We start from the raw sequence: 23,454 nt of genomic DNA, 5'->3' as shown, positions 1-23,454 counted from the left end.
CCTCAAATACTGGTCATACTCAGATCATGGTAGATGTTTATTTAGTTGTCGATGAACATCTATAAGGTATTTGAGCGGTATCTGTCACTCGATATCTGCAAATCGACACACGCTGCCATACTCACACTTTTCGCACACTGAAGGCTTAAGAGGCTCAGGGGCGCAGTGCCCTTCGCTAAACTCTATCGCGAGTGCTTCAAGGCGCTCACGCCAGATTGCGCGCTCCTTTGTCCAGACTTCATGGGTGCGTACTTCAATGCCTTCAGGTGATTGTGTGTCAGTTCCAACGCCCGAAAGCTGGCTTTCGCCTTTGCCAATCGCCCAGTAACAGACGCAGCTAATGGCGTCTTCAAGGAGCGAGTACAAGAGCATCTGTGGTTCTTCGGGGCGCTCTTCACTCCAGGGTTTGCGAGGCAGCGAGGATTTATAGTCAATGACCCATTTTTCGCCGTTTTCAAGGCGGTCGATACGGTCAAGGCGCAGGTTGAGCGTCAGCCCGCCAATGGTCAGTGTTCGGCTGTCTTCGAGTGCTTCTACGGTAAACGCTTCTCGCGCTTTTTCCTGCTCGAGCGTGAGGGATAAAATGTGGCGCAGCCTGTCGCGCTCAACTTCCTGCATTAAGGACGAGAAGGAATGCGTACGCCACTGAAGGGCTTTGAGGGCTTCATCAATCGTATCGTTTATCAGTTTTTCAAGCGCTGCTCCGGGAAGTGTTCGCAGGCGTTCCTGTGTTTGGAGCGTTTTCCAGAGGCGCTCAAGAATGCTGTGTATTAGAATGCCCCGCTCCATCCGCGAGGGCCCATCTGAGAGCGGTTGCGTATCTTTAAGGTGCAGGCGGTGAGCAGCAAAGGCTTTAAAAGGACATTGCGCCTGGTACTGAAGCAGTTTTGTGCCGCCTGAAGGCGTTTCTTCCGGCAGCAGTGGCAAACGCCATGATTCTGTAAGGGTTTCAAGCGGCGGTGGTTCCAGAGCTGCCAGTACCGGCTGCCAGCGCGGCAGATTAAGAATCAGCGGTGAGGGCTGTTGTGGAACGGCATTCAGGAGCAGCGGCACACTGAAAACAGCGCTCTCACAGGAAGCACGCAGGCGCTCGATGAGCTGTATGGCAAAACGCAGTTCCCGCTCGGGGCTTGCATGTGGCATTTCAAGCGCCTGTTGCATGGGAATGGGTAACAGGGGCGAGGGGCTTGACGATGCCGGCAGGGCATCGTTTGACATGCCGCATATCCAAAGATGGTCAAAGCTACAGCCCGAGGCTTCGAGGAGCCCGGAAACCTGAATGGGAGCAGGCTTATCCTGACGCGGCTCAAAGAGGGTAGTTGCACAGAGCTGCCTGAAGGTCTGTAAGGCTTCTTCGCGGCGCATGAGCGGCGTTATGCATCCAAGGGATTGAAACTCCTCAAATAACGCGCTAAAGCGTTGAAAATACTGCCACGTACGAGAATCCATGGAGGTTTCACCTGGAAAGCCAAAGGCTTCCAGTCGCTCTAAGAAAAGGCGCGCCCACTGCATGGGGCTTGCCTCTCGGGGATAGGGCGTGAGGTTTGTCAAAAGGCCCGCCAGTATCGGCACAACGGGTTCGAGCTCGCTGCAAAACGCCTTACCGCTAAAGCCCGACTCCTGAAGCAGCTTGTTGCGGTGCGCAAACTTTGCGCGTTGCCAGTATTCGCGCTGACTCGCGCCAATCCATGGGGATGTGAGCAGGAGGAGGGCTTCATGCCGCGAGAGGGAATCGTTGCTTAGCAGCAGCATGCAAAGCGCGTGCGCGCATAGTGGATGGTGCGCAAGCGGCTCGGCAAGGGAAAGGTTGAAGGCATTCTCATTCAACACCGCCGCAAGCTGTCGGCGCAGGGTGTCAGCACGGGTCTGTAAATCGGGAATGACGACCCCAATGTGCGCATGCCCGGCGGCGAGTTGATGCTTTAACCAGGAAACGAGGGCCTGAAATTCCTGTGTTTCATCGCTTGCGAGAAAAAGTGCACCTGAAGGCGTTTCACTCTGACGCTCAAACACGAAATGCTGAGCTCCGGCGGCACTAAGCGCTTTTTGCAGACTCTGCTGGATGGGTGTGAACGCATCAAAACACGCCCAGATAAAAGTGCCCCCTGCACTCTGAAACGCGTTATGCTGCAGAAGGTATGCCGGCAGCTGACTCTCAGAAAGGGCATGAAGCGCTTCAAGGCGTGCCTCAAAAGCGATACGCCATGCATTAAATCGCGCTGTCTGCGGGGTCGTTTCGAAATCGATATCCTCTGGGTTGACCTCCCAGGCCTGCAGGCGGTCATACGCCTCTGCGGCAAGCGGCAACAGCCGCTCGGCACCCTTGACAGCATTCGTCTGCAGCACCTCCTGCCAGAGGTGGCGTAGCTGGCAGGGCGAAAGCAGAACAGGGTGCGCGTGGTGCGGGTTTTCGTGGCAGAAGGCGAGAAAGGCTTCCCGCATCAGGTTTGAGTAGGGCAGGCAGCGCGGTTTTTCAAAGAAGGTGCATCCCTGTTCGGTTGCTTCCTGCAGAAGCCGGGCAGCAAGGCGGTTGTTGGGCGTGATGATGCACGCACCTTCAGCAAGGTGTTTAAAGAGTGCCGCGGTGTCGATAACTGGATACACGGTTGATTCCGCAGGATGGAGGCGCTCTGATTATGCGATATTGTCAAGAAGGGGTCAAAAAAAACGTGCCCGGCGGGTGCCGGGCAGCGTAAGCGGGGGCTTACCAGCGGCGATAATAACGGCGGTCCTGGTTTCGGCCAATCTGGTTGCCAATCAGGGCGCCGGCACCTGCGCCAATCAGCGCGCCCGCGCCACTGCCACCGCTTACGGCATACCCGAGACCGGCGCCTGCCGCAGCACCTGTGGCGGTACCTACCTGTGTATTGGTGCAACCGGTCATTAAAAGGGTTGCAAGCGTTGCGGCAGGTAAAATCCTGTAAAGTGTTTTCATGGTGAACGTCCTCACTGGTTATTGTCCATCATTGATGATAATAGTACATAAAATGAGATTTATGTAAATTATGTGAACTTTTGAGGGCTGCTCGGACACCGCTCTTTCCAGGTTTGCGGCTTGTACTCGCGCGAGCCTCCCGGTAGACTTGAAAAATTTGCACGTTTTCGGGGAATCGCATGTTTCATGGCAGCATGGTGGCACTGGTAACGCCAATGGACGACAATGACCAGGTGGATGTTGCGCGTTTGCGTGAGCTGGTTGAGTTTCATCTTGATGCCGGTACGCATGGCTTGATTGCCGCAGGCACGACCGGTGAGTCAGGTACGCTTTCGCATGCGGAAAAACTGCTTGTGATTCGCACGGTAGTGGAAGCGGCGCGCGAGCGCATTCCGGTGATTGCAGGCACTGCGGCCAATGCCACACGCGACTGCATCGCGCTGACACGGGAAGCCATGGAAGCCGGAGCGCATGCCGCACTCATTATGACGCCCGCGTACATCAAACCCACGCAGGAAGGCCTTTACCAGCACTATCGTGCGGTGGCCGCCAATGTCGCCATTCCCATTATCCTTTATAATGTTCCGAGTCGCACGGCCTGTGACATGCTGCCAGAAACGGTAGCGCGCCTTGCCGATATTTCGAACATTGTCGGCATCAAGGAGGCCACCGGCCAAATGCCGCGCCTGCAGCAGATTCTTCGAGCGTGCGAGGGCAGGCTGGATGTCTACAGCGGTGATGACCCGACCGCCGCGCAATGGATGCTGGCAGGTGCCAAAGGGGTGATTTCCGTGACGGCCAACGTTGCGCCACGCCTGATGGCAAAAATGTGTGATGCGGCGCTCGTGGATGATAAAGCCGCCTGCCTGCGTATTAACGAGCAGCTCGAGCCACTGCACCGTCTGCTTTTTATCGAGTCGAATCCCATTCCGTCCAAATGGGCGCTTTCCCGAATGGGACGCATGCAAAATACCCTGCGTTTACCGCTCCTGCCGCTCTCTGCTGAACACCATTCAGCACTTGAAGCAGCACTGCGCGGTCTTGAATTGATTTAATCTGGAGTACAGGCGTGAGTGTAAAAACAACAGCATGGGCGGTACTGGCGCTGGCAACCGTACTGAGTGGCTGCTCAAAATACGCCAGCAATGGTGAAGCTTTGTATCTGTCAGCCCGAAACGGGCCGAATCTTGTGGTGCCCTCACCGCTTTCGAGTGTCGGGGTTAGTCATTATCATGATTTGCCGGATGTGCCGAATCCCGCTCCGGTTAATCTCGCACCCCCAGGCTCGAATGAGCGGGATGTGGAATAGTCGGGAGGCACAAAGGGATGAGTGCAGAGGATAACGGCGGTGAAGTGATTGCTGAGCTTTCGGCGCGCATTATCGAAGCGCAGCGTAATATCCGTATTCTGGATATGGTGAAGTGGGATGAATCGGTCCGTGAGGATTTTTTTCGCCACAAGGCAAAGCGCCTGCCGGCGGTGGATGTCGATTATTACCAGCGCAAACCCCTGCCGTTTAACGTGGCGGAAAAGCAGGAAGAGTTCCGCCTGATAATGCGTGACGCGCAGAATCAGCTTGGCCAGTATGCGCCAGTCACGCGCCTTATCCGACGGCAATGCGAAGAATACGCACGCTCGGTGCAGATGCTCGAGGCGCGTGGCACGCCGATGTTTTCTGAAATCGCCATGGAGCTTTATGGCAGTCCGGATGATGCTTTCTACGTTGATGGCCCGCGCCTCAGCGAGCTTGGTACGGTGCTTTTTGACGTACTGACCGACCTTGATGTTCAACTGCAGTCGGAAGCGGACGTTAAGCGCCATTCGCCTCAGCAGGCACAGCATCTTCTGCAGGCACGCCTCAGTCATTTCTTTGAGCACCATCCGGGCAAGGTCACGGTGATGGTAAGCGATGATATGGTGGCTGATGCTTCTGCCGGGGCCGATAACATCAAGCTTAGCAAGCACGCCCTTTTCAGCGACAGGGATTTACGCTATCTCGAAGTGCACGAGGGCTGGGTGCATGTGGGTACCACATTGAACGGCGCGATGCAGCCGTATTGTTCTTTTCTCTCTAAAGGCTCGCCATCATCGAGCGTGATACAGGAAGGGCTTGCGGTCATTACCGAAGTGGTAACCTTCAACTCCAATCCCGGACGTGTGCGAAAGCTCACCAACCGCGTAATAGCCCTTGAGAAAGTGCGCCAGGGGGCAAATTTCCTTGATATTTACCGCTATTTTCAGGAGTGTGGACTGGATGAGCTGACGAGTTACAACCACACTGTACGCGTTTTTCGCGGCAGCACGCCTGACGGCGGGCCTTTTACCAAAGATCTTGCTTATACCAAGGGTTTTGTGCTGTTGTACAATTTTATCCGTTTTGCCATCAGCGAGCGTCGGCTCGACTGTATTCCGCTGCTTTTTTCAGGAAAGCTGGTGCTCGATGATCTGCCGCTGCTGCGCGAGCTTCAGGAGAGTGGGCTGCTCGTACCACCTGTGTATATCCCACTGCCGTTTCGCGACCTCTCAGCACTCAGTGCCTGGATGAGTTTTTCCCTTTTCCTCAATCGCTTTGACCTCAGCATTATCCAGAAAAATTTCCGGTTTTTGCTGGGATAAGCATCGTAGCCGTTTGCGTTACCGAAATCTTCGCTTCAATGCCGGATAGATGCACCTTCGTACGTGTCTTCAAAAAATTGTCCGGTACATAGTCGAACACGCTCTGATATACTGCACGCTAATACTACCTTAAGTTTCGAGCGGCTATACTCTTTGTATACCGTATTGTGGAGGTCGTCATGCCCCTGAATCAAACGTTTGCACAAGCCCTGTACAGCCCTGAAAAGCAGTTTAAAGCACCCGAGGCGCGCCGTGCGGCCCTTGATGCGCTGGTTGAGGCCGGTGAAGATATTTCCCGCTTTCGACAGGCGATACTCGACCACAAGGATTTCTGGCAGGGGATTGCAGGTCTTGATTTGAACGGGCAGGGTGATACGGATGCGTTTATCGATGGCGCGGATACGAACTACAATCCGCAATACTTTTACCATAACGCCCGACTTGTGCGTGCAAGCGAGCGCCTTGCAGGCAATGACGCAGTCACCGAACGGATGGCGACCTGTACGCCTGCAAATCTGGCGCAGCTTTTAGCGGATGAAGCCGTCAAAGACGTTGTGGGAGACTGGGGTGCTACCCCCCATCCTGCCACCCTCGGGCAGCTCCATCAGCTTTCACAGCATGCCCTGCTGCTTGCTAAAGTGCGCGCCGCAACGCCAGCAGAGGTTAATAATCTGCTGTGTGCAGCAACCCCGGAAGCGTTTCTTTCAGCGGCCAAAAACATTGGATATTCAGGCCCACTCCCACAGGGATTTCCTGAGGTTATGCGGGAAGTAGCGGCGCATTATTTTTTAACGGGATTGTCGCCCAATGACGTGATTGATATTGGAAATCAAACGCTTGCCCAGGCGAATTTTTTTCAGGCACTTCAGGCTACGCGGAATGAATGGGGTGGACTCATTTACGCACTGAATGATGGTGGTTACTCTGAGCGCTACCTGCACCAGCAATTAGGCCTGCGCTACCTGAACGAATGCCCAATCAATGATGCTCAACTTTCGCAACTGGTTGCCTGCAACACGGTAGATGCGTTTAAAACCACACTCGGCGATGTGATTGAAGACAGTGCAGGGCATTTTAAAAACAATGTAGTAGCCCCGGCAACGTTTGAGCTTCTGCGCGAACAGGCGGCTTTGCGGCTTCTTGGAAGGCTGCTGCAAACCTGTCAAGATGTGCCGGCCATGGAAGCGCTTCGCACGGCGGATACCCCGGAAGCCATCCGTACTGCTCTCGAGCAATATCCCTCGCTTGGATTTTCAGGGGCAGCAAGCCTCTCAGTGCGGGAGGCCATTGCGACCCATCGCGCAGCCCCGGAACTTGTGCGCCGCTTGAATCCGTTGCTTGCCGCTCGAAAAATTGAAACTGCCGATTTTAACACTCCGGAAGGAAAAACCCTGTTAACAGGCATACTTGAAGCGGTAGATGGCAAAACTGCCGCCAGCATGCTGAAGATGGATGGCGCGATGCTTTCTGAGGGCGTTAAAACACGGGCACTGCAGCGTGCACTCACGTGTTTTCTGGAGCAGGCTTCGGAGTCAGCGGTTAAAGCGCTGGTAACGCATACAGGTTTCGGACCGAGCGCCTATGCCGACTTTCTCCATTCCCAACTGTTTCCAGAAAACACCAATCCCGAACTTAAACGTTATTTACAGCAGTATTGCAACGAACCCGCTCACGAAAACCACCTGCGCCAGCAGGCGGCGAATGCCTGTATCTGGCGTTATGCAGACAGCCTCTCTGATGATGTGCTGAATGTTTTTGCTGATAACGATGACGATGATGCGCTTGATAACGCTCGCACAGCAATTTTCCCCGGAGCGCCTGAAGCGGTTATACAATCCCCGGAGTTCTCACGTTTAGCGCTTGCCCAGATGTCTGTGCGTGCCGCGCGTCAGCAAAACAAGGACAAGCTTTTACGTTTCGCGAATACCCTTGACGTTGAGGATGTGGAATCTAACAGAGCACTTAGTGCTCTCCCGGATGACAAAAAAAACGCGCTTCGCGTACAGGTGACTGAAATCTTGCTCAGCAAAGAGCCGCTGAGCCGTGACTTTGAAGTGCTTGCCAATGCAACTTCTACGGACGCACGCAAGGGCGCTCTTAAAAAGCTTGGGCTGCTTGACACGGTGGTAGATGCCTTTAGCGATGCTGACACTGCAACATTTAAAACACTCGCTCGCGAGCGGCTCAATGGCCTGCGCCTTGAGAGTGTTTCCCGTTTTGGCGCAGCGGCGCGTCCGCAGCTTCTGGCACTGGTTGAAAAAATCCCCGAGGCCGAGCGCGTGGCGTTCTGGGATGATAAAAAAGCGCTGAAAGCGCTGGTGGATGCGCGTTTCCCGGAGGATGTTAAGCGTGTGCGCCTGGCGTTCAGCGCTGCAACCAGCGCGGAGATTGATGCCGTATGTGACGAGAATCTGCGTCTTTACAGGCTAAGCCATATACATAACGCGCCGCTTGCAGGCGTGCTTGCCAGTCTGGGCTTAGGTTTAGATTCGCAGACGTGTGTACAGGTAAACGATATTATTCATAATGCGATGTGGAATGATGATGCCGCATTTGAATCGACGGCAACGGCTTTACATCGCACCTGTGGGCAGCCGGGAACTCTCGATGCTTTCAAGGCTGCACTGGCGGTTGAGCGTGAGGTGATACATGCACAGCATCTTTACAACCAGGCAGGTCGGAATATTTACCATCAACCACGTACGTCCGAACTCGATAAGCGCATTCTTGACTTCTTCCTCGGCCTGCCAAAGACAGCCGACCTTGATGATGTCAAGACTGGTCCCGGTTCACTCTGGGATGCCAATGGCGGCCTGCTCGCGCTTTTCAAAAATGCTAAAACCCTGAGTGAGCTGCATGCAGAGGTTGATAAAGCCTCCTGGAAAGGCGTACTTCCACCTTCATGGAAAGACGAGCTGACACGCGCGCGCTTTGAAGATTTCAAGCGTTATGAGCGGCACGAAAAACTCCGTGGTGCGCACTATCAACAAGAAATTCAGGTATTGAACGAAAGGCTTCAGGAGATGCAAACGCGCCAGGAGGCTTTTGCCAAAAGCGCCAAACCGCTCCAGTATTTTAACCAGTTTCATCCGGCGTATGCATTTATGCCGGTGTTTCATGGGAAAGCGCGCGAAAATGCCCGTGCCATGCAAAGCCACTTCGAGACACTTGATGCTGATTGCGACACCATTGTGACAAATCTTCGCCTGCAAATTGAGCAGCTCGAAAATATCCGCGACAGTCTGCCGGATGCAGGAGGGATGTCACGCGACAGGCAAAAGGCGTTGAATAAGCTCTTTCAGGACGTGCAGGCACGTGAGAGTCGAGCGCGACAACTGCTTGCTTTTTATGAGCGCGTGCAGCGCTCCCTTCGCGGAGACCCGCGCAGTTCTAATGCGGTGGAGCGCAAAGGGGTCATGCAGCAGCTCGCAGAGCTTGAGAGTGGCAAGCGCTCTACCATGGTATTTGTCAACTGTACGGAAAAGGATGTTCCAGATTCGCCGGAGGCATTGAAAACGCTTGCAGGCGCACCTCCAGGTGCTGCCCCGTTGACCTCCCTGAGCGTCAACAGTGGTCCTTTTGACTTTGGGGAAGCCAAACCGCTTGCTGATGGGATGCTCCGTGAATACACACTTGCAAGCGTTGCAAGTCCCAGTCTTGAGGGGCGCTACGCAGAGCAGCGCGCTGCAGCCGGCGTGATGCCGCAAACGGGGGATGTCGTTAATCACGTAACCCTGACGGTCACGCATTTCCCGAAAGCCGGTCCGCGGGTAACTGATGAAGCCCTTCACGAAGCACGTGTTGAGTTTGCCATGACCATGGCATCGCAAATGCTCGCCAGCATCGACTGGACCCCCTCTGAACACCGGCCACTTTACCTGAAGGGCAGTAATGCCGAGGAACAGAAGTACCTGTGGACGGCACTGCGTATTCTCGGTCAAAATACGCCTGGCAGAAAATTTGATGAAAAAGCCATTAAAGTCGTTGGCCCCTTCAAGCCTTCAAGCGAAATGGGAATGTTCTCCTATTTCTCCTCAACAAAGAAAAAGTTTGAAGCGGTCATGAAGCCAGAAGATGCCGAGCGCATGGAAAAATATGAGGCTTATAAAGAGGGTATGAGCTCGCCAAAGCGGCAGGAAAGCATTAAAAAAGCGCTTGAAGCCTTTACCGGGCGCGCTCTTCAGGCTGTTGAAGACGCGAAAGACGAGAATGCAAAGAACAATCCTGGTTCTGGCGCGTGATTTGCAGCATGAAGCGTAAAACGGTTTAGTGGAGAGCAGGATGGAGCGGTCGGATTTGGCTATTGGAGTATTTGATTCCGGCATGGGGGGGCTGACGGTGCTGCGCGCGCTTCGTGCGGCACTTCCTCAGGAGTCGTTTATTTATCTTGGGGATACGGCGCGCCTGCCTTATGGCACCAAAAGCCCGGATACGGTCCAGCATTATGCCGTGCAGATGGCGCGCGTGCTTGTTGAGCGGCGCATAAAAGCGCTCGTTATCGCCTGCAACACGGCAACGACAGCAGCCCTCCCACATCTGCAGCAAATGTTGCCGGATATCCCGGTGCTTGGCGTGGTTGCTCCCGGCGCGCTGGCCGCGACTCGTGTGACTCAAAACGCTGAAATTCTGGTGCTGGCCACGGAAACCACCATCGCATCACGCGCGTACCATACCCGCATTCTTGAGCACCTGCCAAAAGCGCGGGTTACCGGTCGTGCCTGCAGCGTGCTTGTGGCGCTCGCAGAAGACGGTATGACGCAGAATGCGGTCGCACGCGAAGCCTTATTGCACTATCTTGATGCCTACAATGGCGAAGACACGGTGCTGCTTGGCTGCACGCACTTTCCCGTTTTTCGAGAGCTGCTCACGACACTTTTGCCCCCGGGCGTAAAACTCGTGGACTCTGCCGAGGCGACCGCTCACGCGCTTCTCGATTGTCTTCAGGAGCAGGGACTCCTCACGCATCGTCAGGGGGAGGCAACAGTACACTATCTGGTGACAGACTCCATAAAGCGCTTTCAACAGGTGGGCGAAATTTTCCTTGGTGAGCCACTTGATGCCGCGCGCATTGAATGTGTGGATGCCTGTCAGCCCGTGATTTAGCGGACAGATGGGGACGCGGGTGGTTTCGGCGCCTCTTCGGGCGTGCTTTCTTCGCGCATCGCATTTAATTGGTTTTTCATGCTTCTAAATGACGATGAGGCGGCATTTTCATCAATTTTTCCCTCTGCATCGGCTTTGGGTGAAGACTTCCAGAAATGGCGGTGCGATGCGATGGCCTCTTTCAGTGCGATTGCCTGAGGGCTGGTACCGGTTGCGGGATTAACGCGCTCATCAAGAGGAAGGGCGCGAAGGGCGTTGGTAATGCGCTCAGCCTTATCAAGGCTGCCAATGGAAAATATGGATTTCCCATCTTCGCGCAATTGATGGATGAGGCCTGTTATTTGAGTGAAAGCACCATTTTTGAGGTTATCATAGAGGCTGTTCATTGATGCAATAATCGCCTCTTTCTCCTCCGGTGAAGACGCATTGCGGCATGCTGCTTCTTTTGCGGCAAGATAGCTCTGAACGCCGGGGTCATTTTCTCCGACCTTAAGGGTGTTCAGGCGGGCAGCGGCTTCAAGAAAAGGCACTGGTAGTGCACCCAGTGTCATGAGCGATACCCGTGCCGCATCAAGCGACTTTCTTTCGGAGGGAACGGGGTGCGTTAAGTCCTGAATAAGGGTTTTAAAAGCGGCTCCGCTTTCTGTTGCAAATGCCGGATGCGAAAAATCGGATTCCTGAAAATCGCGGTGGGGCGGCCATTCGCCGGTTAAGCTCGTGTAAAGATTTCTCCCAAGTAACGCAGCATGTGCCGCTTCTGCCGGGATATTATCATCCGGCAGGCCATAGATGCCAAAGCCATGCGTTTGCAGCACCGGCAAATTCTCATTGCCCGGAGTGACCGGGGTATAATTGCCGTAGCTATTAGTGAATAAAAAGCTCTTGGTATCAGCGATGATGAGGCGTCCTGACGCATCCACGAGCCAGTTTGAAAGTTTACTGTCAGGAAAAAAACACCCGGCGTTCTGGATGTTTTTAAAGGCATCACACATTTGCAGACCAATATCAGCGGCCGCTTCAAATCCTTTTCCCGCATTGCGCATTTTTTCTGCATGCTGGAGTGCGCTGCCGCCGTGAATAAAATCAGTGGCAATAAGTGTCCTTGAGGCGCGTTCATAGTCTCCAAGGCGCAGAGGAACTGCACCCTCGACCTGACGCTCGGCATAATGCGGGATTAGTAAATTCGGGAGATAGTCTCTCAGATGGCGCTCGACATGCCGCGGTGATCTGTCGCGGTCTTCGAGTTTTAACACCTGCCTGGCTCCCGTCAGTTGATGCGTCACTGTAAAATTTTGAGAGTTTTCCCCTCCCAGAAATGCGACGGCATGTGTGCCCAAAAATTGACGAAACCGTTTTGCTTCCGCTGTCGTATCCGATGCCTCATAGAGTGCGCGAAGGTCTTGCTCAAGGCTTTCAGAATTGCCCCTTGCGAGTATTTCCATCAGGGCATTCGCCTTGAAGGGCGACATGTTGCTGATGATTTCTGAAAGTGGTGAGCGGGGTTTATCAGGGGCGTGCAGTGAGCGTACGCCGATTTTTTCAAGCTCAGCCTGTGTGTAGATAAACAATGCGTTTTTGAGGTTTTGGAAGGCATCAGCTTCTGCCATTCTTTGGGGGTTTTCGCGTGTTTCCACAAAGTCTACGGCTGCACGGATGCGACTGAGCGCCTCAAGTTTTTGTGCAGGTGATTCGGCATTATCGAGGACGGCGATTCCACGGCCAAGGTCCTTGATAAACGTTGCCGCCAGGTCATTACGCAAAGGTGCGAGATGTGGCGTGACCGCGTGGTAGTCCACAACTGCTTTAATTTCAGCCAATGAAACAGACATAGTGGCCTATATATGATTGTTTAATTTAATTTTAGTTCATTATGTTGGTTTTGTGAGAAAGTTAGCTAATAATCGCTTAAGTATCTGTTGGTATACTGTTGGGCTAAGAATCTTATGAAGTTGTCTTAAGGAGTTGTTCCCATGCCGTTGTTGTTGCCCGATGAATCTTTCCGAGAATTGCATGCACTGGTGCAGGCGTTTAATGCCATTCCAGAGGACAATCATGTACAGCGGTTGTTTTTGCTGCAAAAAATTGACAGTGCCGTGCATCATGCAGACATGAATGCGGCACTTTTTGCGTGGTATAACCATGAAAGGGGCGAAGGGACGGAGAGTGGGATTGAAGAGACCCTTCAGGAATACGGCATTCAGCTTACGGCTTCTTTCTTTTTGCGCCGGATGCAGTTTGCCCTGGCGGTCAAGCAGCACGCAGGAGAAGAGCGCCTTAGTCCTGCTGAGAAGGAGACATGCTGTAACGTAGCCGATGAGCCGCGCTTACTGGCTGACCACCAGCAACTTTTGAAAGCTTCGATGCAATGGCAACGTCTGCGGCCTATGTATATTCAAAGCAGCCTGAAAATGGCGCATCTTGCTGAAGCTTCCGAGGTGGTAGGCAGGCGAATGGATAATCATACAGAGCTTTTTTCGCAGGCAAGCAATAAAATACGCCAGATTCGCGAGAAGGCTCTTAATCCTCACAGCCATTTCAACTATGAGGTCAAACCGCTTGGTAAGGAGCAAAACAATAACTTTAATTTTATCGTGCGCTTTGGCGATGAGAGCGCCCCTCTGGTGATGCGTGTGACAGATGAGGAGAGCCTGAGTCTTGACCAGAAATTGCGTTCAGAAGCAGTATCCAAGCATTTTAACGAAGAATACGCACAGTTTATGCACGTTTTTACCCACGATGGCTCTGCGACATACATGTCAGTGGCACTTGGGAATTTTGCCAATCAGGGAGATCTTCAGAATGTGGCGCAATCGATATCGAAGGCCTTTCAAGGGAATGAACGCCAGAAGCGACAGCAAATTGCGGCAAATACGACGCACTATTTCAAACAGATTGCCAAATTCCTGACGGAGCTTGAAAAAGGAGGAGTGTGGCATCCCGACATCAAACTCACTAACTTCCTCTCACACGATAATCGCGTGGTAGTGAGCGATCGTAAAACATTTATCGAGACCCCGACGCCAGCCGCACAGGACATGAGCACTACCGTCATGTATGCGGCTCCAGAATTTGCTGACTGCATGAACCGGACTGGAACCGCGCTGGTTGCCACGAAAGCCACCACAGAAATTGCCATGCAGCCTTATATGGCCTGGCAGGTAGGGCTGGCGCTGAAAGAGTTTATGCTGACAGCCATTCGGGGGCATAAGCTCGAAAAGACGTTGTCCAATGAAGAAAAGGCCGTTTTTGCCGAGGCCATGGACACACGAGGGTATGATATTTCACAACTTTTGCCAAATCCCGGGTATCAGGTGCAAAACCTCTGGCTGCTGGCAGAAGAGCTTACTCACATGAAAGCCGAACGGCGTCTTTCGTTGAGCGCCTTCCAGAAACTCCTGACGCACGTCAACCAGCCGCCTCTGCAGTTTGCCGCACTGCTTGAAGCTGAAAAGCCGGCAGATGAAGTGGGATACAGCAAACTGGTGGCCGCGATTTTACGGCGTTTGCACAATCGCAGTCCTCTGGATAATGAGGCGCTGGAGACAATCAACAGTTATTTCGCCGCCATTTACGAGAATGCCTATACCAGCGCGCGCCTCGCGCCTTACGCGAAAAAACTCGCGCTCTATTGCCATCAACGAGACCATGGTCTTGAAGTGCTTTCTGCACGCATTGAAAGAGCGCTTTGGAAGGGCGACTGGCAGCGGGCGTCACTGGGACAAAAACTGCGCTACTGGCTGACACTCACCTTCTGGCGCGTAGACCGCGTGACAACGGCTGAAATGCTCGCCAATGATGACAAGGCACTTGTTACGTCTAATGAGTCAAAGATGAATCGTTGGTTGAATCTCAACATGCAGTTTGAGCTCCTGTCAAAACCTTACCTGCAGGTAAGGTTGGGTGAGGTACAGTATGAGAATCTGAATGCGTATTTTGAGCGTATGCGAACGTTGCAGGAAGCAGCACCGCAGGAAGAGTCCGAGGTAACAGAAACTCAACCAGTCAGTGAATCCTCAATGCAGGACAGGTTTGTCTCAGATACCTCTCATGATATCAACCCTGCCACAATGGTGCGGGTTGATACTGATGATGAAAGCGTGGATGCGTTTAATACCATGGTTTTGGTCGGGCGCTCTGACAGTCCAGTGCCTTCTTCAAGCTCTGCGAGTGTGTCAGAAAGCTTTAGTACCATGGTGGTCAAACCCGCCACCATGATTGCGAGAGTGTTAACAGACTCCTCTGACCCTCTTCGGGACTCAGACAATGATACGAGCAGTGATGACGAGAAGTCTGACGATGATGAATATGCAACAACGATTCGAGAACCGCGTAAAAATACTGCAGGTCCGTCACCTTGGGACAGCCTGAAGGTGCCGGCAGGCAAGCCGACGGGTACCTGCAACAGTCCTGCCGCATCAAGTGTTGCGGCAGCGGTCGCGCCTGTTCGAAGGCTCATGCCGGTAAAACACCCGAGTGTGAATACAGCCATGATGCAGAGCTTAAAGCGTCTGTCCTTCTGGAGGCAGTCGGTGGATGATGCTCCGCCGCCTTCTACTCCTGTTGAGGCGCACGAGCCAGCAGATTCTTTGCAGCCTCAGCTGGACTGACACGCCCTTCCAGCAGGGCTTCAATCTGAGTACAAACGGGCATGTCGATTTGGTGCGCTCTGGCGAGCGCACACACTTCCCGTGCATTGTCCTTGCCTTCTACCACCTGACCAATTGCCGCTTCTGCCGCGGTTGGAGTCTCTCCACGCCCCAGCGCCAGACCAAAACGGCGATTACGCGACTGGTCGTCCGTGCAGGTCAGAACAAGGTCGCCCACACCTGACAGCCCCAAAAAGGTATCCGGTTGAGCGCCCAGTGCCATGCCCAGTCGGCGCATTTCCGCAAGCCCGCGGGTAATGATGGCGGCTTTGGCATTAGCGCCATAGCCAAGTCCATCACTGACACCACAGGCGATGGCCAGTACGTTCTTGACCGCACCACACCATTGTACGCCGCGCAAATCCTGCGACAGATACACACGAAAATTGCCATGGTGCAAAAGCGGATGTAAAAAATGTAGAAAAGGCATGTCGTTACCGACAAGGGTCACAGCGGTTGGCAGACCGTTTGCCACTTCGCGGGCAAATGAGGGGCCAGAGAGCATGGCGGCCGGAAAGGCGCGGCCATAGCGCATGGATACAAGGTCGCTTAAAAAGCGGTGTGAAGAGGGGTCAAGGCCTTTTGTCAGCCAGACAATGTTTTTAAGGGTATCCGGCAGTTCTGCGAGCAAGGCCGCAAATGCCCTTGAAGGTATTGCGAGCATCACCACATCGGCTGCCTCAAGTGCCTCGGTCAGTGACAGGCATGGCGTGAGTGTCGGGGGAAAGGAATGGTGCGGCAGAAAGCGCGCGTTGCAGCCTTCCTTCATCATGGTGCATACGTGCTCTGCACGATGTCCCCAGAGGCGCACGTTGTGGCCGGCTTTGGCCATGTGAATAGCGATGGCCGTTCCGAAGGAACCGGCACCGAGCATGGCTATGGTGGCTTTTTGCATGCGCTGTCCATCAGGTGGGCTGGCACGGGGTGCCAGCCGGGTTTGTCAGTGAGTCGTTTCTTCTTCCTGTTGCTGCTGACGCTCCTCTAGCTGTTGCAGGTAAAGCGCATCAAAGTTGACCGGCGCGAGCACGAGCTGCGGGAAGCTGCCGCGTACCACAAGAGAGGTAATTGTTTCACGCGCGTAAGGGAAGAGCAGGGATGGGCAGAAACTGCCAAGAAGCTGGTCAAGCTGTTGGGGTTCAGCGCCCTCAATGGTGAAAATACCGGCCTGTGCGACTTCAACGAGGAACGCAACCTGACCGCGATTGCGAGCAGTGGTAGTCACGCTCACAACGACTTCGTACACACCTTCGTCCAGACGGGTATTGCTGGTATTGATTTCAAGCTCAAGTTCCGGTTCCCACTGCTGTTGGAAAATCGCCGGAGAGTTGGGGGTTTCGAAGGAAACGTCTTTCGTGTAGACGCGCTGAATCATGAATTGCATTCCAGCTTCTTGTTGTTGTTCACTCATGGTAAAAATTCCTTAGCGTAAAAGTTCATCCAACTGCCCGGATTTTTCCAGGGCATACAAATCATCGCATCCGCCAATGTGGCGGCCGTCAATGAAAATCTGTGGTACAGTGCGCCGCCCGCTCAGAGCAATCATCTCTTCCCGATGAGCATCGCTCAAATCCGCGCGAATTTCGGTAAAGGCTGCTCCCTTGCGGGTAAGCAGTGCTTTTGCACGGTCGCAATAGGGGCAGGTTGCACTGCTGTAAACAATGATTTCGGCCATTTATTTTCCTTTAACAAGTGGCAGGGAAGCAGTTTGCCAGGCCTGCATGCCGCCGGCGAGGGCAAAGACGCTTTCAAAGCCTGAGGTGCGCAACGTATGCGCAAGCGCACTCGACTGCATGCCACGGGCGCAGACAAGAATCACGGACTTTTGCCGATATTTTCCAAAGCGCTCGGGCGTTATCTCATCGGTATTGGCACGCGTGGCGTTCACAATATGACCTGCGCGAAACAGTTCCGGCTCTCGCAGGTCAAGTACTATTGCATCCTGATGATTGAGAAGGTCAATCGCGGCCGTAGTGGTAATTTCGTGCGTGCGTGCGCGTTTGGCGCGCCATTCGTTCAAGGCAATCAGTATCGCTACAGCGACAAGCGCGAGACAGAGCATCCAGTGCCTGCCTGCAAATTCAATTACGTGTTCCATCCTACATCCGCTAAAAACCCAAAGTCGGGAAATTATCCCGGGAATACCCCGGGAATGCAAGAATATCTACCGGGACCTGGTTTAAAAAAGGTACCTGTTTTGAATAGTGATAGATTCTGTGATGTAGTGCTTTGCCGTGAGAGGTATTGGATGATTCGGTAACGCAGACGGGCACGCAGACGTTCACGTGAATGTCGCGCAAGCGCGGTTCTATGATTTTACAGTGCATTTCAGGATATTACTGTTTTAGCCGTTGAGCGTGATACTGAACCCGATTTTCTTGCGGGAAACAGGGCTCCCAGTCCCGCAATATAAAAGCGCGCGCCAGCGCGTACTTTCACGTACCCGTCTGCGTGCCCGAATTGTTTCGAGCCATTTTGGTAAGCATGGACACAATTCTTAATAATAAACAACGTGATTTTAATCTTAATAGAGTATTAGGGCGTGTCATCAATTAAGCCATATAACGGCTGACGCCAAATAGACCGCCCCGAGGAAATTTCGAGCTTTTTTGTCATACCTTGTCGCTATTGCCCTGTACTGCTTTAATTTGGCGAAAAAGTTCTCTATCAAATGGCGGGCCTGGTACAGAAATTCATCGTATTTTCGCTGTTCTTTCCGGTTAGATTTTGGTGGGATTACAGGCTGACAATTTTGGGCTTCCAGCTTCGCCAATACCCTCTCATCCGCATCATAAGTTTTGTCTGCGAGTAACGCATTTGCTTGAATATTTTCAAGCAATAATCTGCTCCCTCAAGATCGTGAGCCTGGTCTCCCGACAGGTGAAATCCGGTTGGATTTCCCAGCGCATCGAAAGTAGCGTGTATCTTTGTACTTAATCCTCCTTTGATTCGTCCGATGGCTTCGTTACCCTCTTTTTTTAGCGCCAGCGCTGTACTGGTGCGCTCTAACGATGGTTGAGTCGAGCATGCCATACTCATTGTCCGCATCCTCTGCCAAGGCCTTGAACACCCTTTCCCAAATACCTTTTATGCTCCACCTTGTATGACGAGTGTGAATAACCCTGAAATCACCAAAACGCTCAGGTAAATCACGCCATGGAATCCCCGCGCGATAGCGATAAAGTACTGCTTCTACAAATAATCGATTATCTTTCGCAGTAACACCGACAGTCTCCTTCCGTCCGGGCAATAAATCCTTGATTTTTTCCCACTGATCATCCGTCAAACTATATCGACGCATTCCGTTACCCTCCTGTTTCCTTGAGAGGCAGAATACACAAAATATATCTTAATGAGAATATATTCAGCACATGTCGATATAATGAGCAACATCAGTTTTGCTATATATTTCAGTAATAAGGCGAAATGCGTTTCTATTTGGCAGCGTTAAGACAGGGTTAATTGATGACATGCCCTGGCCTGTCATCATTTTCTCAACCTTACATCCTGATTTATCTAATGGCACATAAAATTCCGTCCTTCAAGGGCAAGGATATAAGCGCCGTAAGATAAAGTGCACAATCAATGAGGTAATTTCAAATAGTCATCTCCCAATCATAGATCCTACCTTCTTGGCGGTGGTGCCGGACGAGGGGCAGCCGGTGCCGGACAAGGAGCAGCCGGTGCTGGTAGAGCGGCCTTAAAGGGAATCGGAGTAGGGAGCTTGCATTGTGCTGGCTGAGCAGGCTTGTCTACTGTTGGTGTAAAGGGCATTTCAGGTTTTGATGGTAATGATTTTTTTGGTGTTAATTGGAATGTATGCGTGGTTGATGAAGCTTTGAACTGTGATTTCACCGATTTTGCATAAAAAGAATATCGTGAATAATCTCTGCTATGAGAGAATACTCCCGATTCCCCGCCAAAATAACCGTGCGCGAGACCCGGGTCACCTTGCACAATCCGGGGTTTCGTGACAAAACAATGGTTTTGGTGACCACATTGGTCGATGCAAAGGATGTGACTATCGATGACCTGTGTGAATTATATGGGTTCCGATGGTTTGTGGAACTTGACCTTCGCTCTGTCAAAGAAGTGATGCGCATGGGCATTTTGCGCGGAAAGACACCAGAAATGGTCAAAAAGGAGATCTGGGCGCATGTTCTTGCGTATAACCTCGTCAGGAAAATGATGCTGCAGGCAGCAATGAGGTATAACCAGAGCCCTCGTTCAATGAGCTTTAAGTTGGCACTGCAGATGATATCTGCATTCCGGCAGGCTGGATCCCTCTCTGAATCTGACCAAGAGGTTTATACGGCACTTCTCAAAGCGCTGGTTTCGAAAAAGACTGTAAAACAAAACAGGCCCAGCCAGCCAAGGGTGGTCAAACGTAGGCCAAAAGCATTCCCGAGAATGCAGAAACCCCGGGCTGATTATTTGGAAATTGAGGCGGTGGCGTGATTAAGTTAGCAGTATTGATACTTGATGTGCTTGGTAAGGCTTATTGGAGATTTTATTCATAAATTTAATGCGGAATGTCGGATTTAAACCATTGTTTACCAACAAACTCACGGTCAGCCAACAATCCCTTGATACATCCTTTGCCAAATTGAGCAATGAACTTTTCCATCAGTTCAATACGCTCGCGTGTATCAGAATTGCCTCGCTTATTCAGTAATTCCTAATAAATTGGAATCGATGTTCCTTTAAACACAATACCCAAGGTCAGAATATTGATGTCTGAATCTCCCCAGCGCCAGTTGGTTCTATCCATTGCGAGGTACCATTGGCCGTCTTGAACAAAAAATAACCTGAATATAAATCCCGCAATTTTTTGATAATCAAGTGCGTAGTGAGCGAAAAATCTCTGTATTCTTGGGTATCTTGATGACTGCTTGCCGTCTCCCGGCATCACGCAGGCCAGTTTTTGCTAAATTAACAGTCCTCGTGGTAAGCAGGCCAAGTAACATATACATGAAACAATTGATTCGTGCCTTGTTCCACTTGAAATACGCGTTTAAACTATCCTGCAACTCGTTGATACATTCCATATAACCTCCTTTTGGCGATCGAGATTATATGGTTTTAATTATTTATCAGCGAGTTACTTCAGAATTTTATTTTTTGTCATGTACAAAGCGATATATTAATAAACACGCAAAGTGATCTTTAGATTGACGATCCGGCATGAATTAAGATAGTATCGCCCCCGATTTGTCTTTATTCTGTAAGGTTGTCCAAGCTATGAGTAACTTATCTATTGTTAAAGTGAAGCACTTTAAAAAAGAGGGGGAAGATCACGCTTTTGCCCTGATTAAGGTTGAAGATTCACCCAGGATTCGAAGTATTCGATTTGACTATTCGTATAAAACAAAGGGATTGACAGTTTCATTATTTCCTGTGAAATCTGCAGAAGAGGCGTATTATGCTGAACGTAATAATCGTTATCGACGATGGGAACCTGCGAAGTATCCATCCTTTTATGAACCATTCCTCTCTCTAAGTCAATATGTTACCTCTGAAATTGCGTGGTTTCACGAGTATGGTCATTTTGACTTTGATAACTGGAGTAAATCACTTGATTTTTTGACCGAGCTTGTAAAGATTCCCGATCTTGCTTGTTTGGATGAGAACGAGGATGTACAGGTTTTATTTTCGGCACTGATGCGTGATATATTGCCGTACCATGAATTTAAGAATTTTGTTAACGAACTGCTTAATATTAACAAATTTGAGCATGTCGTAACTGTGGTTAAAATAAGAAATGATGCAAAGATTTCCTGCTTCTACGGGGATGTCTTGCGAACTTGTAATGCGTTGGAACATGCCCAGGAACTTTATAAAGAAATACCCTTGGAAAGTTTGTATTATGAGCGCGTACGCCCTTGGTTGGTTCAGCCTATTGTACCGGAAGTGACGGAAGTGTCGGAAGTGTCGGAAGTACCGGAAGTGTCGGAAGTACCGGAAGTGTCGGAAGTGTCGGAAGTACCGGAAGTGTCGGAAGTACCGGAAGTGTCGGAAGTACCGGAAGTGTCGGAAGTACCGGAAGTGTCGGAAGTACCGGAAGTGTCGGAAGTACCGGAAGTGTCGGAAGTACCGGAAGTGTCGGAAGTACCGGAAGTGTCGGAAGTGTCGGAAGTGTCGGAAGTGTCGGAAGTGTCGGAAGTGTCGGAAGTGTCGGAAGTGTCGGAAGTGTCGGAAGTGTCGGAAGTGTCGGAAGTGTCGGAAGTGTCGGAAGTACCGGAAGTGAATGTGTTTGAAAATATCCCCATACCCGCATTATTGAGTATGACTCCAGGTCGATTTGGTATTTTTGGAAAAGGCTCTCGTCTAGTGGAATCAGATTCGGATTTGTATCCTGCTTACGAAGGGGATATCAGAGCTATAATATAGCTTCTTGTTCAAACAATACGCAGAAAAACCCCTATCTCCTGTGGGGAGAGGGGTTAAACGCATTTCGCGCCAGCGGCTGATTATGAACACAACTTCTTAACTATCAAACATACTCCATCGCTGCTGAACTCCCAGTGTTTACCTTTTGAGTTATAAGTTCCAACAAGATTGAATCCAGCTTTTTCATATACATGGTACGATTGTGCTGGTAGATAAAACTACCATAGCTTATCCCGTGCTCTTTACAGTATGCCTTTTGAGCCAGTCTGCTGGTTTTCCACGCATCTGAAGGTTAAGTCCGTAAAATGCTGTAAATTCGGAACGACGCTGAGGTAGAGGCGTCAACGCCAGGATTCGGTACTATTGAGTTGTCTAAAAACAATAAAAACCGAGGAGGCTGGCGATGACGGACTACAATATTACCGTTGGACAGGAATTGATACCAGAACTTTTGACAAGCCAGGGTGGTTTGGCGAAGCTGGTTGAGAGCGTGTTGAACCAGATACTGGAGGCTCAGGCGACAGAAACCCTTGTAGCCGGGCGGTATGAGCGAAACGAAGAACGAGCCGGTTATCGGAATGGCTACCGGGCACGCCAGCTGTATACACGGGTTGGTCCGGTTACGTTGCAGGTACCGCAAACACGTGATGGCTCATTTTCGACGGATATTTTCAAGCGTTACCAGCGCAGTGAACAGGCCTTTGTTCTGGCGTTGCTGGAAATGGTAGTCAACGGGGTTTCTACGCGGAAGGTCACGCATATCACGGAAGAGCTTTGCGGGGTAAGCGTCTCAAAATCGACAGTGAGCCAGCTGTGTGTGAGCCTTGATGCGAGGATACGCGCCTTTAACGAACGGCGCCTCGATGGGGTTAACTATCGCTTTGTGATTGTGGATGCGATGTTTATTAAAAGCCGTGATGGCGACCGCGTGGTTTCCCGGGCAGCCCTGTCGATATCGGGTATCCGCGAAGACGGTTACCGTGAGGTTTTGGGGCTGAAAATAGGTGATACCGAAAGCTTTGCTACCTGGGATGAAACCCTGCGTTGGCTGAAAGAGCGGGGATTAAAGGGCGTGATTTACGTAATTTCCAACCAGCATGCCGGTCTTGTGGAGGCCATACGCAAGCATTTTCAGGGCGCGACATGGCAACGCTGTCAGGTGCATTTAATGCGCAATTTACTTGGTCATTGTTCGCTGCGCTATCGCAAGGAAGTCGCTGAACAGGTCAAGCTCATCCTGCAGGCGCCTGACATGCAGGAGGCGCGGCGCAGATTGATTGAATTTGTTGAGGCCTTTGGGTCAAAAGTCCCCAAAGCCGTAGCATGCCTTGAGGAGGCTTTTGAGGATGCCATGGCCATCATGGCCATTCCTGCCAAATACCGTAAACGCTTCCGCACCACCAATATGCAGGAGCGACTGAACGAAGAACTCAGGAGACGTGAAAGAGTCATCAGAATCTTTCCCAACGATGCTTCCGTCCATCGTCTGCTCGGTGCACTGCTCGCTGAAATTAATGAGCAATGGCAGGCAAGAAGGTACCTCGATATGGATGAATTTAACGAATGGTGGGAGGGGCAACAGCAGAATACATCCAATGTATTGGAGCTAAATAAAAAGGTTAATTAATAACAAGGCTCAATGGAACGAATCAATGGCAATTTACAGCAAATTTTGGACTTGACCAACGTGAATGTCGCACAAGAGCTGTTCTATAATTTTACAGCGCAATTCAGGATATTACTGTTTTAGTAGTTGAGCGTGATACT

At 51.5% G+C, this 23,454-nt stretch carries 17 protein-coding genes and 1 pseudogene; 9 read left to right on the top strand and 9 right to left on the bottom strand.

From position 1 onward, the window contains the following. Positions 1–84: 84 nt before the first annotated feature. Together E4T54_RS03555 and E4T54_RS03550 are read right to left on the bottom strand one after the other, a co-directional pair. Positions 85–2,604: a PD-(D/E)XK nuclease family protein gene (locus E4T54_RS03555; protein WP_028386642.1), complete on the bottom strand. Its 2,520-nt coding sequence runs from the start codon at positions 2,602–2,604 to the stop codon at positions 85–87. A 100-nt stretch (positions 2,605–2,704) separates the two neighbouring features. Continuing rightward, entirely contained in the window at positions 2,705–2,935 is a 231-nt protein-coding gene (locus E4T54_RS03550; RefSeq protein WP_028386643.1) for a glycine zipper domain-containing protein, read from the bottom strand. Between the two features lie 179 nt (positions 2,936–3,114). Between E4T54_RS03550 and dapA the strand changes: the two genes are divergently transcribed. From dapA to murI, 5 genes are all read left to right on the top strand, one after another. Further along, positions 3,115–3,990: a 4-hydroxy-tetrahydrodipicolinate synthase gene (dapA, locus tag E4T54_RS03545; RefSeq protein ID WP_028386644.1), complete on the top strand. Its 876-nt coding sequence runs from the start codon at positions 3,115–3,117 to the stop codon at positions 3,988–3,990. 14 nt (positions 3,991–4,004) lie between these two features. Further along, a complete protein-coding gene (locus E4T54_RS03540; protein ID WP_051550939.1) occupies positions 4,005–4,244 on the top strand; it encodes a hypothetical protein in 240 nt (79 codons plus the stop codon). A gap of 17 nt (positions 4,245–4,261) precedes the next feature. Then, entirely contained in the window at positions 4,262–5,551 is a 1,290-nt protein-coding gene (locus tag E4T54_RS03535) for a flavohemoglobin expression-modulating QEGLA motif protein (protein ID WP_028386646.1), read from the top strand. A gap of 179 nt (positions 5,552–5,730) precedes the next feature. Further along, complete coding sequence (locus tag E4T54_RS03530; protein WP_028386647.1) at positions 5,731–9,792, top strand: hypothetical protein; 4,062 nt, start codon at positions 5,731–5,733, stop codon at positions 9,790–9,792. 40 nt (positions 9,793–9,832) lie between these two features. Next, positions 9,833–10,654: a glutamate racemase gene (murI, locus tag E4T54_RS03525; RefSeq protein WP_028386648.1), complete on the top strand. Its 822-nt coding sequence runs from the start codon at positions 9,833–9,835 to the stop codon at positions 10,652–10,654. On the opposite strand, the gene E4T54_RS03520 is transcribed toward murI, so the two are convergent. Beyond that, a complete protein-coding gene (locus E4T54_RS03520) occupies positions 10,651–12,483 on the bottom strand; it encodes a hypothetical protein (RefSeq protein ID WP_028386649.1) in 1,833 nt (610 codons plus the stop codon). The two genes, murI and E4T54_RS03520, sit on opposite strands and share 4 nt — an antisense overlap. Positions 12,484–12,624: 141 nt before the next feature. Here E4T54_RS03520 and E4T54_RS03515 point away from each other — a divergent pair, with 141 nt between their 5' ends. Beyond that, positions 12,625–15,261, top strand: coding sequence for a protein kinase family protein (locus E4T54_RS03515; RefSeq protein ID WP_028386650.1), 2,637 nt, complete (start codon positions 12,625–12,627; stop codon positions 15,259–15,261). On the opposite strand, the gene E4T54_RS03510 is transcribed toward E4T54_RS03515, so the two are convergent. From E4T54_RS03510 to E4T54_RS03490, 5 genes and pseudogenes are all read right to left on the bottom strand, one after another. Then, positions 15,206–16,195, bottom strand: a complete 990-nt coding sequence (locus E4T54_RS03510; RefSeq protein WP_028386651.1) for an NAD(P)H-dependent glycerol-3-phosphate dehydrogenase — start codon at positions 16,193–16,195, stop codon at positions 15,206–15,208. The two genes, E4T54_RS03515 and E4T54_RS03510, sit on opposite strands and share 56 nt — an antisense overlap. Positions 16,196–16,240: 45 nt before the next feature. Beyond that, on the bottom strand, positions 16,241–16,708 hold the full coding sequence (gene secB / locus E4T54_RS03505; RefSeq protein WP_028386652.1) for a protein-export chaperone SecB: 468 nt from the start codon (positions 16,706–16,708) through the stop codon (positions 16,241–16,243). A 12-nt stretch (positions 16,709–16,720) separates the two neighbouring features. Then, on the bottom strand, positions 16,721–16,972 hold the full coding sequence (grxC, locus tag E4T54_RS03500; RefSeq protein WP_028386653.1) for a glutaredoxin 3: 252 nt from the start codon (positions 16,970–16,972) through the stop codon (positions 16,721–16,723). After that, the gene (locus E4T54_RS03495; protein WP_028386654.1) at positions 16,973–17,395 is read right to left on the bottom strand and encodes a rhodanese-like domain-containing protein; all 423 of its coding nucleotides are present in this window, start codon (positions 17,393–17,395) and stop codon (positions 16,973–16,975) included. It abuts the gene before it with no gap. 450 nt (positions 17,396–17,845) lie between these two features. Then, a pseudogene (locus E4T54_RS03490) lies at positions 17,846–18,598 on the bottom strand (IS5 family transposase). 629 nt (positions 18,599–19,227) lie between these two features. Here E4T54_RS03490 and E4T54_RS03480 point away from each other — a divergent pair. Both E4T54_RS03480 and E4T54_RS12065 read left to right on the top strand, forming a co-directional pair. Continuing rightward, positions 19,228–19,755 (top strand): transposase, encoded by a 528-nt coding sequence (locus E4T54_RS03480; RefSeq protein ID WP_162150891.1) that lies wholly within the window; start codon positions 19,228–19,230, stop codon positions 19,753–19,755. A gap of 783 nt (positions 19,756–20,538) precedes the next feature. Further along, positions 20,539–21,687: a hypothetical protein gene (locus tag E4T54_RS12065; protein WP_209308221.1), complete on the top strand. Its 1,149-nt coding sequence runs from the start codon at positions 20,539–20,541 to the stop codon at positions 21,685–21,687. A 103-nt stretch (positions 21,688–21,790) separates the two neighbouring features. Here E4T54_RS12065 and E4T54_RS12175 read toward each other — a convergent pair whose 3' ends face one another. After that, positions 21,791–21,952 (bottom strand): hypothetical protein, encoded by a 162-nt coding sequence (locus E4T54_RS12175; RefSeq protein ID WP_425324517.1) that lies wholly within the window; start codon positions 21,950–21,952, stop codon positions 21,791–21,793. 138 nt (positions 21,953–22,090) lie between these two features. On the opposite strand from E4T54_RS12175, the gene E4T54_RS03465 reads away from it, so the two are divergent. Then, positions 22,091–23,314: an IS256 family transposase gene (locus tag E4T54_RS03465; protein WP_115152809.1), complete on the top strand. Its 1,224-nt coding sequence runs from the start codon at positions 22,091–22,093 to the stop codon at positions 23,312–23,314. Positions 23,315–23,454 lie beyond the last annotated feature (140 nt).

The organism is Legionella geestiana (genome assembly GCF_004571195.1).
Lineage (GTDB): Bacteria > Pseudomonadota > Gammaproteobacteria > Legionellales > Legionellaceae > Legionella_B > Legionella_B geestiana.
This window is presented reverse-complemented; position numbering and strand designations above follow the sequence as displayed.

Excerpts from the sequence above, each read along its gene's own strand:
- E4T54_RS03550 (WP_028386643.1), bottom strand. The coding sequence starts at position 2,935 with ATGAAAACACTTTACAGGATTTTACCTGCCGCAACGCTTGCAACCCTT.
- dapA (WP_028386644.1), top strand. The coding sequence starts at position 3,115 with ATGTTTCATGGCAGCATGGTGGCACTGGTAACGCCAATGGACGACAAT.
- E4T54_RS03535 (WP_028386646.1), top strand. The coding sequence starts at position 4,262 with ATGAGTGCAGAGGATAACGGCGGTGAAGTGATTGCTGAGCTTTCGGCG.
- E4T54_RS03530 (WP_028386647.1), top strand. The coding sequence starts at position 5,731 with ATGCCCCTGAATCAAACGTTTGCACAAGCCCTGTACAGCCCTGAAAAG.
- murI (WP_028386648.1), top strand. The coding sequence starts at position 9,833 with ATGGAGCGGTCGGATTTGGCTATTGGAGTATTTGATTCCGGCATGGGG.
- E4T54_RS03520 (WP_028386649.1), bottom strand. The coding sequence starts at position 12,483 with ATGTCTGTTTCATTGGCTGAAATTAAAGCAGTTGTGGACTACCACGCG.
- E4T54_RS03515 (WP_028386650.1), top strand. The coding sequence starts at position 12,625 with ATGCCGTTGTTGTTGCCCGATGAATCTTTCCGAGAATTGCATGCACTG.
- E4T54_RS03510 (WP_028386651.1), bottom strand. The coding sequence starts at position 16,195 with ATGCAAAAAGCCACCATAGCCATGCTCGGTGCCGGTTCCTTCGGAACG.
- secB (WP_028386652.1), bottom strand. The coding sequence starts at position 16,708 with ATGAGTGAACAACAACAAGAAGCTGGAATGCAATTCATGATTCAGCGC.
- grxC (WP_028386653.1), bottom strand. The coding sequence starts at position 16,972 with ATGGCCGAAATCATTGTTTACAGCAGTGCAACCTGCCCCTATTGCGAC.
- E4T54_RS03495 (WP_028386654.1), bottom strand. The coding sequence starts at position 17,395 with ATGGAACACGTAATTGAATTTGCAGGCAGGCACTGGATGCTCTGTCTC.
- E4T54_RS12065 (WP_209308221.1), top strand. The coding sequence starts at position 20,539 with ATGAGTAACTTATCTATTGTTAAAGTGAAGCACTTTAAAAAAGAGGGG.
- E4T54_RS03465 (WP_115152809.1), top strand. The coding sequence starts at position 22,091 with ATGACGGACTACAATATTACCGTTGGACAGGAATTGATACCAGAACTT.